At 57.1% G+C, this 14,433-nt stretch carries 14 protein-coding genes; 7 read left to right on the plus strand and 7 right to left on the minus strand.

Annotated features, from left to right (window positions below):
* The first annotated feature begins 2 nt into the window (after positions 1-2).
* From ACR0EL_RS11890 to ACR0EL_RS11905, 4 genes are all read left to right on the plus strand, one after another.
* Positions 3-1,097 (plus strand): ABC transporter permease, encoded by a 1,095-nt coding sequence (locus ACR0EL_RS11890; protein ID WP_480500091.1) that lies wholly within the window; start codon positions 3-5, stop codon positions 1,095-1,097.
* The gene (locus tag ACR0EL_RS11895; protein ID WP_170535868.1) at positions 1,097-2,065 is read left to right on the plus strand and encodes an ABC transporter permease; all 969 of its coding nucleotides are present in this window, start codon (positions 1,097-1,099) and stop codon (positions 2,063-2,065) included. The genes ACR0EL_RS11890 and ACR0EL_RS11895 overlap by 1 nt, the downstream gene beginning before the upstream one ends.
* Before the next feature lie 256 nt (positions 2,066-2,321).
* Positions 2,322-3,242 (plus strand): sulfite exporter TauE/SafE family protein, encoded by a 921-nt coding sequence (locus ACR0EL_RS11900; protein ID WP_170535866.1) that lies wholly within the window; start codon positions 2,322-2,324, stop codon positions 3,240-3,242.
* A gap of 2 nt (positions 3,243-3,244) precedes the next feature.
* A complete protein-coding gene (locus tag ACR0EL_RS11905) occupies positions 3,245-4,012 on the plus strand; it encodes a TIGR02186 family protein (RefSeq protein WP_480500152.1) in 768 nt (255 codons plus the stop codon).
* A 5-nt stretch (positions 4,013-4,017) separates the two neighbouring features.
* Here ACR0EL_RS11905 and ACR0EL_RS11910 read toward each other — a convergent pair whose 3' ends face one another.
* From ACR0EL_RS11910 to ACR0EL_RS11940, 7 genes are all read right to left on the minus strand, one after another.
* Positions 4,018-4,746: an SDR family oxidoreductase gene (locus tag ACR0EL_RS11910; RefSeq protein WP_480500092.1), complete on the minus strand. Its 729-nt coding sequence runs from the start codon at positions 4,744-4,746 to the stop codon at positions 4,018-4,020.
* The gene (locus ACR0EL_RS11915; RefSeq protein WP_480500093.1) at positions 4,743-6,275 is read right to left on the minus strand and encodes an ATP-dependent DNA helicase; all 1,533 of its coding nucleotides are present in this window, start codon (positions 6,273-6,275) and stop codon (positions 4,743-4,745) included. The genes ACR0EL_RS11910 and ACR0EL_RS11915 overlap by 4 nt, the downstream gene beginning before the upstream one ends.
* 61 nt (positions 6,276-6,336) lie before the next feature.
* The gene (locus ACR0EL_RS11920; protein ID WP_353011941.1) at positions 6,337-6,975 is read right to left on the minus strand and encodes an acyl-homoserine-lactone synthase; all 639 of its coding nucleotides are present in this window, start codon (positions 6,973-6,975) and stop codon (positions 6,337-6,339) included.
* Positions 6,976-7,058: 83 nt separating this feature from the next.
* Entirely contained in the window at positions 7,059-7,778 is a 720-nt protein-coding gene (locus ACR0EL_RS11925; RefSeq protein WP_480500094.1) for a helix-turn-helix transcriptional regulator, read from the minus strand.
* On the minus strand, positions 7,717-7,935 hold the full coding sequence (locus ACR0EL_RS11930) for a hypothetical protein (RefSeq protein WP_170535599.1): 219 nt from the start codon (positions 7,933-7,935) through the stop codon (positions 7,717-7,719). Before ACR0EL_RS11930 ends, ACR0EL_RS11925 begins: the two co-directional genes overlap by 62 nt.
* A 206-nt stretch (positions 7,936-8,141) precedes the next feature.
* On the minus strand, positions 8,142-9,428 hold the full coding sequence (gene ccrA, locus ACR0EL_RS11935; protein WP_480500096.1) for a crotonyl-CoA carboxylase/reductase: 1,287 nt from the start codon (positions 9,426-9,428) through the stop codon (positions 8,142-8,144).
* Between the two features lie 113 nt (positions 9,429-9,541).
* Complete coding sequence (locus tag ACR0EL_RS11940) at positions 9,542-10,930, minus strand: 1-acyl-sn-glycerol-3-phosphate acyltransferase (RefSeq protein WP_480500097.1); 1,389 nt, start codon at positions 10,928-10,930, stop codon at positions 9,542-9,544.
* Positions 10,931-11,044: 114 nt separating this feature from the next.
* Here ACR0EL_RS11940 and ACR0EL_RS11945 point away from each other — a divergent pair, with 114 nt between their 5' ends.
* The 3 genes from ACR0EL_RS11945 (at position 11,045) to deoD (ending at position 14,213) form a co-directional block, all read left to right on the plus strand.
* Complete coding sequence (locus tag ACR0EL_RS11945; protein WP_480500098.1) at positions 11,045-13,042, plus strand: protein meaA; 1,998 nt, start codon at positions 11,045-11,047, stop codon at positions 13,040-13,042.
* A gap of 122 nt (positions 13,043-13,164) precedes the next feature.
* Positions 13,165-13,482, plus strand: coding sequence for an H-NS histone family protein (locus ACR0EL_RS11950; RefSeq protein WP_480500099.1), 318 nt, complete (start codon positions 13,165-13,167; stop codon positions 13,480-13,482).
* A 17-nt stretch (positions 13,483-13,499) separates the two neighbouring features.
* Positions 13,500-14,213, plus strand: coding sequence for a purine-nucleoside phosphorylase (deoD, locus tag ACR0EL_RS11955; RefSeq protein WP_480500100.1), 714 nt, complete (start codon positions 13,500-13,502; stop codon positions 14,211-14,213).
* The last annotated feature ends 220 nt before the right edge of the window (positions 14,214-14,433 follow it).

The raw sequence follows: 14,433 nt of genomic DNA on the forward strand, positions 1-14,433 counted from the left end.
GCATGGAAAAGATGCCTAAATGGGCCGATGTGGTTCTGATCCCGGTGATCAGCTTGCTGTTGGCCACGCTCCTATCGGCGCTGGTCATTCTGGCCATTGGTGAGAACCCGGTTGAAGCCGTGAACCTGATGGTTACGGGCGCGCTGGGGTCGACCTATGGCTGGGGCTATACGCTCTACTACGCAACCAACTTCATGTTCACCGGGCTGGCCGTGGCCGTGGCCTTTCATGCGCGGCTGTTCAACATCGGCGGCGAAGGACAGGCAATGCTGGGCGGTCTTGGCGTAGCCATGGTATGTCTGTATGTTCCCTGGCCGCATTGGAGTATTGCGCTGGTTGCCGCAGCTCTTGGGGCCGCCCTGTTCGGTGCGGCATGGGCCGCAATCCCTGCCTATCTTCAGGCCAAGCGCGGCAGCCATATCGTGATCACCACGATCATGTTCAACTTTATCGCTGCTGCCTTTCTGAACTACATGCTGGTCAATGTGATGCGTCCGCAGGGCTCGCAGGACCCGGCCACAGCACGGTTCCCCGAGGCGGTACATCTGCCGACGTTCCAATCCATGTTCTCAACCGCTGAGAACGTGATGTTCCGGGGCGCACCCGCCAATATCTCATTCTTCGTGGCGATCTTGGCCTGTGTCGTGGTCTGGGCCCTGATCTGGCGCACGCGCCTTGGGTATGAGATTAGATCCTATGGCAAAACCGAAACCGGCGCGGTCTATGCCGGGATTTCGCCGGTCCGGATCACCATCATTGCCATGCTGATCTCGGGCGGGCTGGCCGGCCTGATGGCCATCAACAACGTGATGGGCGAGGCGGAGCGATTGGTCCTGAACTCGACCGAAGGGGCCGGGTTCATCGGTATCGCCGTCGCGCTGATGGGACGCTCGCATCCGTTTGGCGTGTTCCTTGCCGCGCTACTGTTTGGCTTCCTGTATCAGGGTGGGGCCGAGCTGGCCCTTTGGACCTCGATCCCGCGCGAACTGATTGTCGTCATTCAGGCGCTGGTTATCCTGTTCACAGGGGCGCTGGACAATATGGTGCGTATGCCGCTTGAAAAGCTGTTCCTGGGTCTGCGGAAGGGGGCGGAGTGATGGAGTTCTTTATCACCCTCATTCAGGTCCTCGATTCGACCATTCGCCTTGCGACACCTCTGCTGCTTGCCTGTCTGGCCGGGCTCTATTCGGAACGAGCTGGCATCTTCGACATCGGGCTTGAGGGCAAGATGCTGATGTCTGCCTTCTTCTCGGCAGCCGTTGCAGCAGTGACTGGATCAGTCTGGCTGGGCCTTTTGGCAGGTATCGGTGCGTCGCTTATCTTGTCGGCCTTGCACGGCGTGGCGTCGATCACCTTCCGCGGCAATCAACTGATATCGGGTGTGGCGATCAACTTTCTGGCCTCGGGGCTTACCGTTCTGATAGCGCAAAGCTGGTTTCAGCAAGGCGGTCGCACCCCGTCCCTGTTTGGCGGAGGCCGCTTTGAACCGATCGAGTTCCCCTTTGCAGAGGCGCTAAGCAACGTTCCGGTCATCGGTCCGATCTACTCGGAGCTTCTATCTGGGCATTCAATACTGGTCTACGTCGCCTTCCTGATGGTGCCTCTCACATGGTGGATCCTATATCGCACCCGGTTTGGCCTGCGCCTGCGCGCGGTGGGTGAAAACCCGGCAGCGGTCGACACCGCAGGCGTTTCGGTCGTTGGCTTGCGGTTTGCGGCCGTTGCCATCTGCGGCATCCTTTGCGGGATTGCTGGGGCGTATCTTGCTACGGCCTTGCAGGCGGGTTTTGTCAAAGAAATGACAGCCGGTCGCGGGTTCATCGCATTGGCAGCTCTGATCTTTGCAAAATGGCGCCCATGGCATGCTATGTGGGCGTGCCTGTTGTTCGGTCTGCTACAAGCCATCGCCCTGCGGTTCCAGAACATCGATCTGGGCGGGGTCGTGATCCCGGTACAGGTGATGGACGCCCTGCCCTATATCCTGACCGTGGTGATCCTGGCAGGCTTTGTCGGCAAGGCTGTTCCCCCACGTGCAGGCGGCGAACCCTATGTGAAGGAACGCTGATAGGTCCAGTTTGGAACAAATTTGGGTCCTGTTCGCTGCAAAGCGGCATGCGGAGTTGATTTTGCATGCCGCAACCGCTCTAAGAGGGTATGAACCTCTGGTCTCGGATAGAATTCACAGCTCGGCGGCCTTGGCACGCTGTTGACGTTGGGCTTGTGACTGTTCAGAACTCGGGTCGAATCCAGTTACCAACCCGTTCCCGCCGCGACAGCATTGCATCGTTGCGCAATCGTTTCCGGCGCGCCTAGAAGAAACCATGCAAATATACCTTCCCATTGCCGAAGTCTCTGTAAATGCCTTTCTTCTACTCGGGCTGGGGGGGATGGTCGGCATCCTGTCCGGTATGTTTGGCGTTGGCGGGGGGTTCCTGATGACCCCACTGCTGTTCTTTATCGGCATTCCCCCGGCGGTCGCTGTTGCAACCGAAGCCAACCAGATCGTCGCGTCTTCGTTTTCGGGTGTTCTGGCGCATCTTCGACGAAAAACCGTAGATTTGAAGATGGGCACGGTGCTTCTGGTGGGTGGCCTTATCGGGGCCGCCGTGGGTGTAGTGATCTTCAACTATCTCAAAAGCCTGGGCCAGGTCGATCTGTTGGTCACCCTCTGCTACGTCGTCTTTCTGGGCGTCATCGGCAGTCTGATGTTCGTCGAAAGCCTGCGCGCCCTGCGGCGGGTGAAGAAAGGCACAGGTGGGCCTGCCAAACGACGCCAACGTGGCTGGGTGCACTCGCTGCCTCTGAAGATGCGCTTTCGCACCTCTGGCTTATATATCTCGGTCATCCCGCCGGTTGTCGTCGGGCTGTGTGTTGGCATCTTGTCCGCCATCATGGGCGTGGGCGGAGGATTTATCATGGTTCCCGCCATGATTTATCTGCTGGGCATGCCGACGAAAGTTGTGGTCGGAACATCATTGTTCCAGATCATTTTCGTCACCGCCTTCACAACCATGCTTCATGCCACGACCAACTATACGGTCGACATTGTACTGGCCGTTCTGTTGCTGGTGGGCGGCGTGATCGGCGCGCAGATCGGTACCGTGATCGGAGCCCGTATGCCTGCCGAACAACTGCGCGTTCTTCTGGCGGCTTTGGTCCTTGTGGTCTGTGGCAAGCTGGCGCTTGATCTGCTTCTGGAACCGAGCGAGCTATACTCCCTCGGCGCAAGCGGAGGGCATTGATGATGGTCCGCGCGTTCTTTGCCGCCCTTTGTCTGATGTGCTTGCCTGCCGCCGCTGCAGAGGAACAGGTGGTTCTTGGGCTCAGTCAGGATCGCGTCGCGATCACCGCGAATTTCGACGGGTCCGAGATTCTGATCTTCGGCGCCATCAAACGCGAGGCCCCGATCCCCGAAGGTCCCCCGGTTGAGGTTATCGTCGCCTTGGCAGGCCCATCAGAGCCGATCACCGTGCGCCGCAAGGCGCGCCGGCTTGGGATTTGGGTCAACACCGACAGCGTGCTGGTCGACCTTGCGCCCAGCTTTTATGCGGTCGCCACCAGCGCACCGTTTGACGATATCATCACCGACACCGAAGACCTGCGCTATCGCATCTCTATTGAGCGGGCCATTCGGTCTGTTGGCGCCGCGATGAATATTCAAGGCGCTCAGGACTTTGCCGAAGCTGTCGTGCGCATTCGGGAAAGCGAAGACCTGTATTCCATCCGTGAGAATACGGTGGCAGTGGATGAACAAACACTGTTTCGCACCTCGGTTGCGATGCCTGCAGACCTGACCGAAGGTGACTATGTGGCGCGTATCTTTCTGACAAGAGACGGCGAGGTCGTGTCGCGCTATGAGACAACGATTGACGTGCGAAAAGTGGGTCTGGAGCGGTTTCTTTATACCATGTCGCGCGAGCAACCGGTGTGGTATGGCCTGATGTCGCTGGTCATCGCAATCGTAGCGGGTTGGGGTGCCTCAACCGCGTTCAGATTGCTGCGCGAAAAGTAAAAAGCCTAACCCCTGCCGATATAAGGCATGGTGGTGGCCATCACTGTCATGAACTGGACATTCGCCTCAGGCGGAAGGTTGGCCATATGCAGGACCGAACGCGCGGCATCCTGAACATCCATGGTCGGGTCGGGCGTTTCGCCGCTGGCAATGGCCGCATCGACCAGACCCTGAACCATCTGCGTGCGGGCATTGCCGATATCAATCTGACCGCATGCAATGCCGAAACGGCGCCCATCCAGAGACAGGCTGCGCGTTAGCCCTGTGATCGCGTGTTTGGTGGCGGAATAATGTACCGAGTTCGGACGCGGCACGTGAGCCGCGATGGAGCCGTTGTTGATGATGCGACCACCTTGCGGGGATTGGTTGCGCATGGTTCGAAACGCCGCCCTGGCACACAGGAACATGCCGTTCACGTTCACATTGACGCTGTGGAACCAATCCTCCAACGCGATTTCATCGATCGTGCCGCCGGGTGCGAAAATTCCGGCATTATTGAACAGCACATCCAACCGACCGGTTTGATCCTCAAACGCCTGAAAAGCGTGATCGACGGCCTTGGAGTCCGTGACATCCGCAACCAGCGGTATCGCATGCGCCTGACCTTCGGCAATTGCTGCCAACTTGTCAGCACTGCGAGCCAGCAATCCTACTGTCCAACCTTCGGCCAGAAACAGCTCTGCCGTGGCCTGGCCAATGCCCGAACTCGCTCCGGTGACTATGATTGTTTTCACGTCTCTTCCGCCTCCAGCGTCAGTGAGGCTGCCGGGATAGCCTTCAGGTCATCAACACGCAATGGATGTGTGGGTTTCGATAACCGGTTTCGGACAACCCAGATCAACCGCTCCTGCGCCCGTGTGATCGCCACATAGGCCAACCGTTTCCAAAGGGGTTGCCCGGCCTCTGTCCGGCCCATACGGGCCGCTGCATAGATATCTGGCGCAAAGACTTGCACCGTATCCCATTGTGATCCCTGCGCCTTGTGGATTGTCACTGCGGCACCATGCAGAAAAGTTGCACCCATGCGAGCCGCATAGGGGATAAAAGGTTCTTCTTCATCCGGTTGTTCAATCTGCACAATCGAGGCGGCACTGACCTGCGGGTCTTCTGCCCCCATTACATGCAGGCGCGAAAACCCCGGTTTGCGCCCCGGTCCCAGATAGATGACCTGAGCGCCTTTGATCAGGCCGCGCGCCTCAAGATCCAGCCGCTTTTTGCGATGTTTCAGCGGTAGCTCAATACCGTCACAAATCAGAGGCTCACCTTCCAGCAATTCGGTATCCGGCGCACCATGGACCCGGCGGAAGGCCTGGATCAGCCGAATACGTGTTGCATTGCGCCAGACCAGAACCGGGCTGCGCGCCATCAGGTCGACCTCGACCCTTTGCCCCCACACCACACGGTCATCGCGGCGCGCGGTGTCTTCGACCATCCGCTCGAAATCTTCAAACCCCATGGCCGGGTCCGCCAGCGCGTGGGCCAGATCGAGGATCGGATTGTCGGCATCCTGCCGGTGGACCCGGTGCAATTCCAGCTTGCGCGGCTCGGGCAGGGTTTCAAACACCATGCTGCCGGATTGATTGACAGGGGCCAGCTGCGCCGGGTCACCAAACATCAGCAAGGTCGGAAAAATCTCTTTCAGGTCTTCAAACTGACGGTCATCCAGCATCGAGGCTTCGTCAACAAAACCGATATCCAGCGGCTCATCCCGACGTTTCCAACCGGTGATGAAATCCGACCCTCGCAACCCAGCTGCAGCCAGTGCACCGGGGATCGACTTGTTGTTTTCATAAAAGGCTGCTGCGCGATCCAGCGCCTCATCAGTCAGGCCTTCAATCTCGGGTCGTTCGCCATTTCCGGCCAGCCATTCCGCGATGCGCTCGTATTCCGGATCATAAACGGGTGTATAGAGGATGCGGTGAATGGTGGTGGCGGGCACGCCGCGCAAGCGCAGCACACTGGCGGCCTTGTTGGTCGGGGCCAGAATCGCAAGCGTCCGCTTGTCCCGGGATTTGCGGCTTTCATAGTCGCCCGAGACGATCTGAACACCGCTTTCTGCCAATGCCTTGTAAAGTTCCGCCAACAGTAGGGTCTTACCCGAACCGGCCTTACCAATCACGGCCATCACACCAGACTTACCGGCCCCCGGCGGCTTCAGCAAAGCGTCATCTTCCAAGTCTACACCGGCTTGGCGCAGCATCTCGGCGATGCTGTCATAGGCGGCGGCCTGGTCTTCAGAAAAGGTCACGTGCGGCAAAGACATGGCGCGACCCTACAAGGCCGCGCCAGCCATCACCAGATATGGAATGGTGTTTTCGCGTTCGTTATGCGGACAAGGCAAACCGATGGTGTTTTCCGGGACCAAACGCCGTTTTGAACCACAGTCTGGACAGCTCGCGCGGTATACCCGCCCGCGCCGCAACACGATTGCAATCATCCGCAGAATAAGGCCACAAGCCCACAGAGATCTGATCGCGCCCGGCGCCTTCGGTGCCCAGGACAATCGGTGATGAACCAATCATCCGGTAGATCCGGATCATACGGGCATCAAAGACACCAGCGATATGGGTCAGACCAAACCCTTCCATCATCTCACCACCGCTGAGCATAATGGCGCCGGCTGTATGCGGGCTGGCCGTTCGAGACAGACAAAACCGCGTCACCTCCCAGATCAGTGGGCTGCAAATCGGTTCCCCCTCGTTCAGATGACCGAATACTTCGTTGATCATCACCGGTCCGGTGGTCGGCAAAACCCGCATTGAACCACCGTGACTGCCATCGGGTTCTTCCCAAATGACATAGAGCGGGTTGAGATCATCGTATTGATCCCGCTCTTCCCCTTTTGCATTCACGTGAACATCCCAACCCAATCGGGTTTTGAACTGATCCGCGCGATCCAGAAACATCCCCTCGGCCAGAGTTGGAAATTTATGCAACTCGTCGGCATACAGATAACGCAACATGACTTTTTCCCCTTGTCGTCCTGTGCAGGAACGAAAGGGGTACAGAGTCGTGGTTAATTATCTGTTTTCAGGTCGCACGGGGCTTAAACCACTATTAATCCTCGGCTAAGTGCCGTGGCGATCGCATGGGTTGTGTTTTGCGCGCCCAGCTTTGCGCGGGCGCTTTCAATGTAAACCCGCAGCGTATGTTCAGAAATCGATAAGGAATGCGCCACCTGCGCACGGCTATAGCCCAAAGCCAGCAATGTCATCGCGTCGATCTCACGCGGGGACAAGCTGCGTGTCGATTCGGGTTGCCGATCCGTTTCAAACTCCAGTGCCTTGCGGTTGATGAAATGGGCCACCAGAATCAATTCGCGCCCATAATCTGCAATGAAGTTTTGCCAGGTTTTATCGTCACAGCTGTGATTGACAGTAAACAGCGCGAACTGCCCATTAGGCCCACGGATCGGGATCGAATATCCCTGATTGCCAACCCCATGATCCAGCGCGTCCTGCAAGAACGCCTTTGACACTTTCCCAGACCAGTCCAGAGACTTCCAATCAACCGGATGAAATCGTTGAAAACAGCCCAGAATGACAGGGTCGATACGGTGATAGTTTTTTTCCCGGTACCGTGCGTCCCAGGCATCAGAATAGGTTGTACAGCCGTATTGATCTCCGGCCCCGTCAACCCAGTGGTATGTCAGATGTTCGATCTTCAGATGATCGCGTAGTCGAAAGGCAACGACGCTGAGCTCGTCAAGCGTGCTGGTGTTTTCCAAATCCTGCAGGATTTGACTCAAATCGAGTTTTGTTGCCATCCGCCGGCGCCTGTGCCTTATCCTTGATGGACGCGATCTCGGCGGCGGCGATCAGCCGGGTGTCATCCAACTGTTCAGCCAACGCGGTCAACCCATTCGCAACTGCGAACGCGTTGAGGTCCGACAATACGTCCAAAATCCACTCATTCTGCGCCATCAGGGTCTCTCTGAAACAGTTAACGAACAGTTAACACAACCATAACATGTGTGATGTTTTTCAGCCTATTCACTGGTTTCTACTCCCCAAAAGCAGCGAGGGTTGGTTCTGCAACCCGTTGATAGCATTAAATCTGGTCCAAAAAGCAAAACACCCGCGAACCGAAACGGTGATTCGCGGGCGCTGAAAGTCGACTTGTGGATGACTTATCCGCGCGCGTCCAGAACCTCTTCCAACGTGCGCATGCCAGTACGTGGCGCCTGAACAAGGACCGACATGTTACCGGGCTTATGCTCGTTTCGCAGCATTTTCATATGCGCCTCGGGCAGGTCGTTCCACGTAAACACTTCGGACATGCACGGGTCCAGACGACGCTCGACCATCAGCTTGTTCGCGGCCGCCGCCTGTTTCAAATGCGCAAAGTGCGAGCCCTGCAAGCGCTTCTGGTGCATCCACATGTACCGCACGTCGAAAGTACAGTTGAACCCGGTGGTTCCGGCACAAATCACGACCATACCGCCCTTTTTGACCACGAAGGTCGACACGGGGAAGGTGCTTTCGCCAGGATGTTCGAACACCATATCAACATTGTTGCCTTTGCCGGTGATGTCCCAGATCGCCTTGCCGAACTTGCGGGCCTCTTTGAACCACTCGGCATATTCCGGAGTATTGACCGTGGGCAGCTGGCCCCAGCAGTTGAAATCCTTGCGATTCAGAACGCCCTTGGCACCCAGGCCCATGACAAAGTCACGTTTGCTTTCGTCCGAGATCACGCCGATTGCATTCGCACCTGCGGTATTGATCAACTGGATCGCATACGAGCCCAGACCACCCGATGCGCCCCAAACCAGAACGTTCTGACCGGGTTTCAGATCGTGCGGCTCGTGCCCGAACAGCATCCGATAGGCGGTGGCCAGCGTCAGCGTATAGCATGCAGCTTCTTCCCAAGTCAGATGCTTGGGGCGCGGCATCAGCTGTTGCGCCTGCACGCGAGTGAATTGACTGAACGAGCCGTCAGGCGTTTCATAGCCCCAGATGCGCTGGCTTTGCGAGTACATCGGATCGCCGCCATTGCATTCCTCGTCGTCGCCATCGTCCTGATTGCAGTGGATCACCACCTCATCGCCGACCTTCCAGCGCTTGACCTTGTCACCCACGGCCCAGACGATCCCCGACGCATCCGAACCAGCGATATGATACGGGGCCTTGTGGCCGTCAAACGGGCTGATCGGCTGACCCAGTGCGGCCCAGACGCCGTTATAGTTGACGCCCGCCGCCATCACGAGGACCAGAACCTCGTTGCTGTCCAACTCGGGCACATCAACCACTTCCTGCTGCATCGCGGTATTTGGTTCTCCGTGACGCTCTTTGCGGATCGCCCAGGCGTACATCTGCTTGGGCACAAACCCCATCGGAGGGATTTCCCCCATCTCATAGAGATCCTTTTCGGGTGCCTCGTACGACGCGATACCGCTTTCGGTGTCCAAAGCCATGCTGGCCTCCTTCTCTCAATACCTTTGCCGCGCCGCAGAATCGCGCGCGTCTCAAAATGTGAATATTGGCGCTTGAGTAATATTGCAACCGCTTTTGCGTGAAATTTGAAATTTTATGACCCAGCAGATGCAGAAAATTCCTTCGCATCTGCAGTATTCCCAGAAATCACACGCGCCGGAACGGATGCCGCGTAATAGTTTTGAAGATCGACGCGTTGATCTGACAGGCTGAAGATACCTTCATCATGGCTCAGGATTCGACGCTCGACCAGTTGATCTAGTGCATCATCCACCGCCTCGCCATTTTCGGACAGTCGATCGTCATCTGCCTTCATCAACCCTGCAATGCGCGCTTTCAATTCTTGCTCGGACAACGGACCATTGTCACGTAGCAACGCACAGGCAGCCGGTGCAGGGACCACGGGGATCGCAGCGCCAATGCGCTTCATGAGTTCGCGGGCCAGATCTGTCATCAAATCGCTCCGGCCTTCCTCACTGAACTGTTTCAGCGAAATCGGCTTGCCATATCTTACAGATGCCATGCCAAACCGCTTGTAACGGCCTATCAAGCGGCGCCAGATCTGTTTCAAAATCCAGCGCGTGATCACCCCGATCCGAGCGTGAAATCGCCGTTCAGACCCCAATGCGGCACGGGTCAGGATCGTATCCTCTAGAACCCGGTCGTAGTTCAGGGCGACGGGCACAAACACCACATCCCGACCTTCGGGCGAAGTTCCATCAATGATGTATTTCAACAGGCCCAGCTTTGGCCGCCCCAAAGCGCCGGTCAGGCTAAGCCCCCCTTCCGGGAACATGGCTTGTGTCACCCCGGCCTCGGTCGCGTGACGGACATAGCTGGCCAGAACCTGTCGATACAGGTCGCTGCCAGACTTACGACGGATAAAATAAGCCCCCATGGCCCGGATCAACCGGCTGAGGGGCCAGACCCGCGCCCATTCACCCACCGCATAAGACAGCGCGGATTGCTGCGCAGCCAGATAGGTGACCAGCACATAATCCATATTGCTGCGATGGTTCATGACAAAGACGACTGTCGCTTCTGGATCAATCCTCTTGATCGCTGCTTCGTCCATATAGCTGAGGCGGACATCGTAGAACGTGTTGCTGAGCAGGCGGGCAAGACGAATGGCGAAGCTGAAATAGATAAAGGTCGAAAAAGATGGCGCGATCTCGCGCGCGTAGCGACGCGCCTGTTCAAAGGCCACCGCTTCGGGGAGGCCTTCTTCATGCGCATGCTGCTGAACGGCCTGGCCAACCTGAGGATCATAAATTAGCCGCTGGATCATGTCGTGCCGCCGCGCCAGTTTAAACGGCTGGATCGGTCTTTGCAGGCGTTTGTTCAAACGCGATACAGCACGTTCCAAACGACGCCGAAAAAACCAGCGCACCGAGGGGAACAGAAAATGCGAGGCAAAGGTGACCATGGCAAAGACCACGATCAACAAAAAAAGCCACAGCGGAAGCTCCACGGTCTGAGTCATGTCAGCACAGTGCCACTAATCGGAGCGGCTCACAATCTGAACAAACTTGAAATGCCGCAACGCAGCGAATTGACATGACCTGAAAATTGCGCTTTAGAACCCCTAGACGTAATTTTGTTACCCTTCGAGACACGAGGCCCGACGATGACGCAGACGCAGAAAGACCGCCCTTGGCTGATCCGAACCTATGCCGGTCATTCCACCGCCAAAGCCTCGAACGCGCTGTATCGCGGAAACCTTGCCAAAGGTCAGACCGGCCTGTCGGTGGCCTTCGATCTGCCGACGCAGACCGGCTATGACAGTGACCACACGTTGGCACGGGGCGAGGTTGGCAAAGTGGGCGTGCCGATCTGCCATCTGGGTGACATGCGGGTTCTGTTCGACCAGATTCCGTTGGAACAGATGAACACTTCGATGACGATCAATGCGACAGCCCCTTGGTTGCTGGCGCTGTACATCGCGGTGGCCGAGGAACAGGGTGCCGATGTCTCGAAACTGCAAGGCACAGTTCAGAACGATCTGATCAAGGAGTACCTGAGCCGCGGTACGTATGTGTGCCCACCCAAACCGTCGCTGAAGATGATCGCGGATGTGGCCGAGTATTGCTATACGCACGTGCCCAAATGGAACCCAATGAACGTGTGTTCCTATCACCTGCAAGAAGCCGGCGCGACACCTGAACAAGAACTGGCTTATGCACTGGCCACTGCCATCGCAGTGCTAGATGAACTGCGCCCGCGCGTTCCGGCCGAGGATTTCCCGGCGCTGTGCGGACGGATATCATTCTTTGTGAACGCCGGTATCCGCTTTGTCACCGAGATGTGCAAAATGCGCGCCTTCGTCGACCTTTGGGATGAGATTCTGCAAGAACGTTACGGCGTCGAGAACCCGAAATTCCGCCGCTTCCGCTATGGCGTTCAGGTGAACTCGCTGGGATTGACCGAGCAGCAGCCGGAAAACAACGTCTATCGCATCCTGATCGAGATGCTGGCCGTAACCCTTTCGAAAAAGGCCCGCGCCCGCGCGGTGCAACTGCCTGCTTGGAACGAGGCGCTTGGCCTGCCGCGCCCATGGGATCAGCAATGGTCGATGCGGATGCAGCAGATTTTGGCCTATGAGACCGACCTGCTGGAATACGGTGATCTGTTTGATGGCAACCCCGCAGTCGACGCCAAAGTCGAAGAACTGAAGAACGGCGCGCGCGCCGAACTGGCGAACCTGGATTCGATGGGCGGCGCCGTCGCCTCGATCGAGTACATGAAATCCCGCCTTGTCGATTCCAACGCCGAACGCCTGAACCGGATCGAGCGCAACGAGACAGTTGTTGTGGGGGTTAACAAGTGGATCGAGGGTGAACCCTCGCCCCTGCAAACCGAAGATGGCGGGATCATGGTTGTTGATCCGGCTGTCGAGCAGGAGCAGATCAACCGCCTGAACGATTGGCGCGCTGAGCGCAACGATACTGCGGTTGCCGCCGCCCTGGCCGCGCTTCGCGAGGCTGCGCAGAACGGTACCAATGTGATGGAACCCTCAATTGCGGCAGCAAAGGCGGGTGTCACCACCGGCGAATGGGCCGAAGAAATGCGTAAGGTCTATGGCACCTATCGTGGTCCGACCGGTGTGTCAGGCTCCGTCTCAAACAAAACCGAAGGTTTGGACGATCTGCGCGCTGCCGTCGATACAGTTAGTGACAAGTTGGGTCGCCGCCTGAAATTCCTGGTCGGCAAACCCGGACTGGACGGCCATTCGAACGGCGCGGAACAAATTGCCTTCCGCGCACGGGATTGCGGCATGGACATCAGCTATGAGGGTATCCGCCTGACGCCCGAAGAGATCGTCACCGCCGCTGCCGAGGACGACGCGCACGTCATCGGGCTGTCTATCCTGTCTGGCAGCCACTTGCCCTTGGTCGAAGACGTCTTGTCCCGCCTGCACAAGGTGGGTCTGGATCACATCCCAGTCGTTGTTGGCGGAATTATTCCGGATGAAGATGCGGAAAAGCTTAAGGCCATGGGTGTCGCCAAAGTCTATACCCCCAAGAATTTCGAATTGAATTCGATCATGGGAGATATTGTCGAATTGGTGGATCCGCAAAACCTTGCCGCAGAATAACGGACATTTAATCCAGTAAATTCCCCGTTTCTATTCCCAATTCTTTGGAGTTAGGGTATCGCGTTGCGTGAATGCGCACGCGTCTTTGCGTAAAGCACCAAAATACTGGACGGAGAATACCAATGGGGATCAATCTTGAAGAAATGTCGCGGAAAGAGCTGTTGTCTTTGCGCGACAATGTCGAAAAAGCGCTGATAAACGCTGAGAAACGTGAACGCAAAGAAGCGCTGAAAGCGGCAGAAAAAGCCGCGGCTGAGTTTGGCTTCTCGCTTTCTGAATTGTCCGATGACGCACCACGCACCGCTAAGGGCACTAAGGCAAAAGCAAAATATCGCAACCCGGCCGATCCGGCACAAACCTGGACAGGTCGCGGCCGGAAACCGCAATGGATTCATGATGCGCTGAAATCTGGCGCAGATATTTCCGATCTGGAAATCTAAGCAAGGTAGGTGCCGAAATGACAATTCATATTGGCGCAGAAAAAGGTGAAATCGCAGAAACCGTCCTTTTGCCCGGCGATCCGTATCGGGCAAAATGGGCGGCTGAAACGTTTCTGGACGACGTCAAGCAGGTCAACAATGTTCGGGGCATGCTGGGCTTCACCGGCAGCTGGAAGGGCCATCCGGTGACGATCCAGGGCAGCGGCATGGGGATGCCGTCGCTTTCGATCTATGTGAATGAACTGATCCGGGATTATGGCGCGAAAACACTGATCCGGATCGGGTCATGCGGCGGGATGCAAGATAGCGTAAATGTGCGCGATGTCATTTTGGCAATGACGTCGACAACGCTCAGCACACCGTCGCGCGGGATCATGAAAGAGCTGAACTTTGCCCCCTGCGCGGATTGGGGCCTGCTGCAAGCGGCAGCTGCGGCAGCCAAAACCAAAGGCACGCCCACCCATATCGGCGGCATCTATTCATCGGATGTGTTCTATGACGAACGCCCCGATCTGAACGAACAGATGGTGCGCCACGGCATCTTGGGCGTCGAGATGGAAGCCGCTGAGCTTTACATCCTTGCAGCCCGGCACAAATGCCGGGCACTGGCCGTTCTAACCGTGTCTGATCATCTGCTGACCGGTGAGGCCCTGCCCTCATCCGAGCGCGAAAGCAGCTTTGGCGATATGGTCGAGATTGCCCTACACGCCGCGTTTCCGAACGCGGGCTGAACTAGAACGGGCAGAGTTGGCCTCTGCCCGATTTCTATTGGCCTGAAGACTGTCGTAAACACTGGGTCGGGCTATCCGAGCTTTCCGTCTTTGCACCACAATAGGCGCAGACCCACAAACCTTCATCGCGATATTGCCGCCATCGGCATTCTCGCGTCAGCGAGGAGGTGCGGGATCGCCAAAAGAAATACGCAAACACCCCGGCGGCCAGAAGAAGCAA

The organism is Ruegeria sp. AH12 (assembly GCF_056541465.1).

Excerpts from the sequence above, each read along its gene's own strand:
- ACR0EL_RS11890 (WP_480500091.1), top strand. The coding sequence starts at position 3 with ATGGAAAAGATGCCTAAATGGGCCGATGTGGTTCTGATCCCGGTGATC.
- ACR0EL_RS11895 (WP_170535868.1), top strand. The coding sequence starts at position 1,097 with ATGGAGTTCTTTATCACCCTCATTCAGGTCCTCGATTCGACCATTCGC.
- ACR0EL_RS11900 (WP_170535866.1), top strand. The coding sequence starts at position 2,322 with ATGCAAATATACCTTCCCATTGCCGAAGTCTCTGTAAATGCCTTTCTT.
- ACR0EL_RS11905 (WP_480500152.1), top strand. The coding sequence starts at position 3,245 with ATGGTCCGCGCGTTCTTTGCCGCCCTTTGTCTGATGTGCTTGCCTGCC.
- ACR0EL_RS11915 (WP_480500093.1), bottom strand. The coding sequence starts at position 6,275 with ATGTCTTTGCCGCACGTGACCTTTTCTGAAGACCAGGCCGCCGCCTAT.
- ACR0EL_RS11920 (WP_353011941.1), bottom strand. The coding sequence starts at position 6,975 with ATGTTGCGTTATCTGTATGCCGACGAGTTGCATAAATTTCCAACTCTG.
- ACR0EL_RS11925 (WP_480500094.1), bottom strand. The coding sequence starts at position 7,778 with ATGGCAACAAAACTCGATTTGAGTCAAATCCTGCAGGATTTGGAAAAC.
- ACR0EL_RS11930 (WP_170535599.1), bottom strand. The coding sequence starts at position 7,935 with ATGGCGCAGAATGAGTGGATTTTGGACGTATTGTCGGACCTCAACGCG.
- ccrA (WP_480500096.1), bottom strand. The coding sequence starts at position 9,428 with ATGGCTTTGGACACCGAAAGCGGTATCGCGTCGTACGAGGCACCCGAA.
- ACR0EL_RS11940 (WP_480500097.1), bottom strand. The coding sequence starts at position 10,930 with ATGACTCAGACCGTGGAGCTTCCGCTGTGGCTTTTTTTGTTGATCGTG.
- ACR0EL_RS11950 (WP_480500099.1), top strand. The coding sequence starts at position 13,165 with ATGGGGATCAATCTTGAAGAAATGTCGCGGAAAGAGCTGTTGTCTTTG.
- deoD (WP_480500100.1), top strand. The coding sequence starts at position 13,500 with ATGACAATTCATATTGGCGCAGAAAAAGGTGAAATCGCAGAAACCGTC.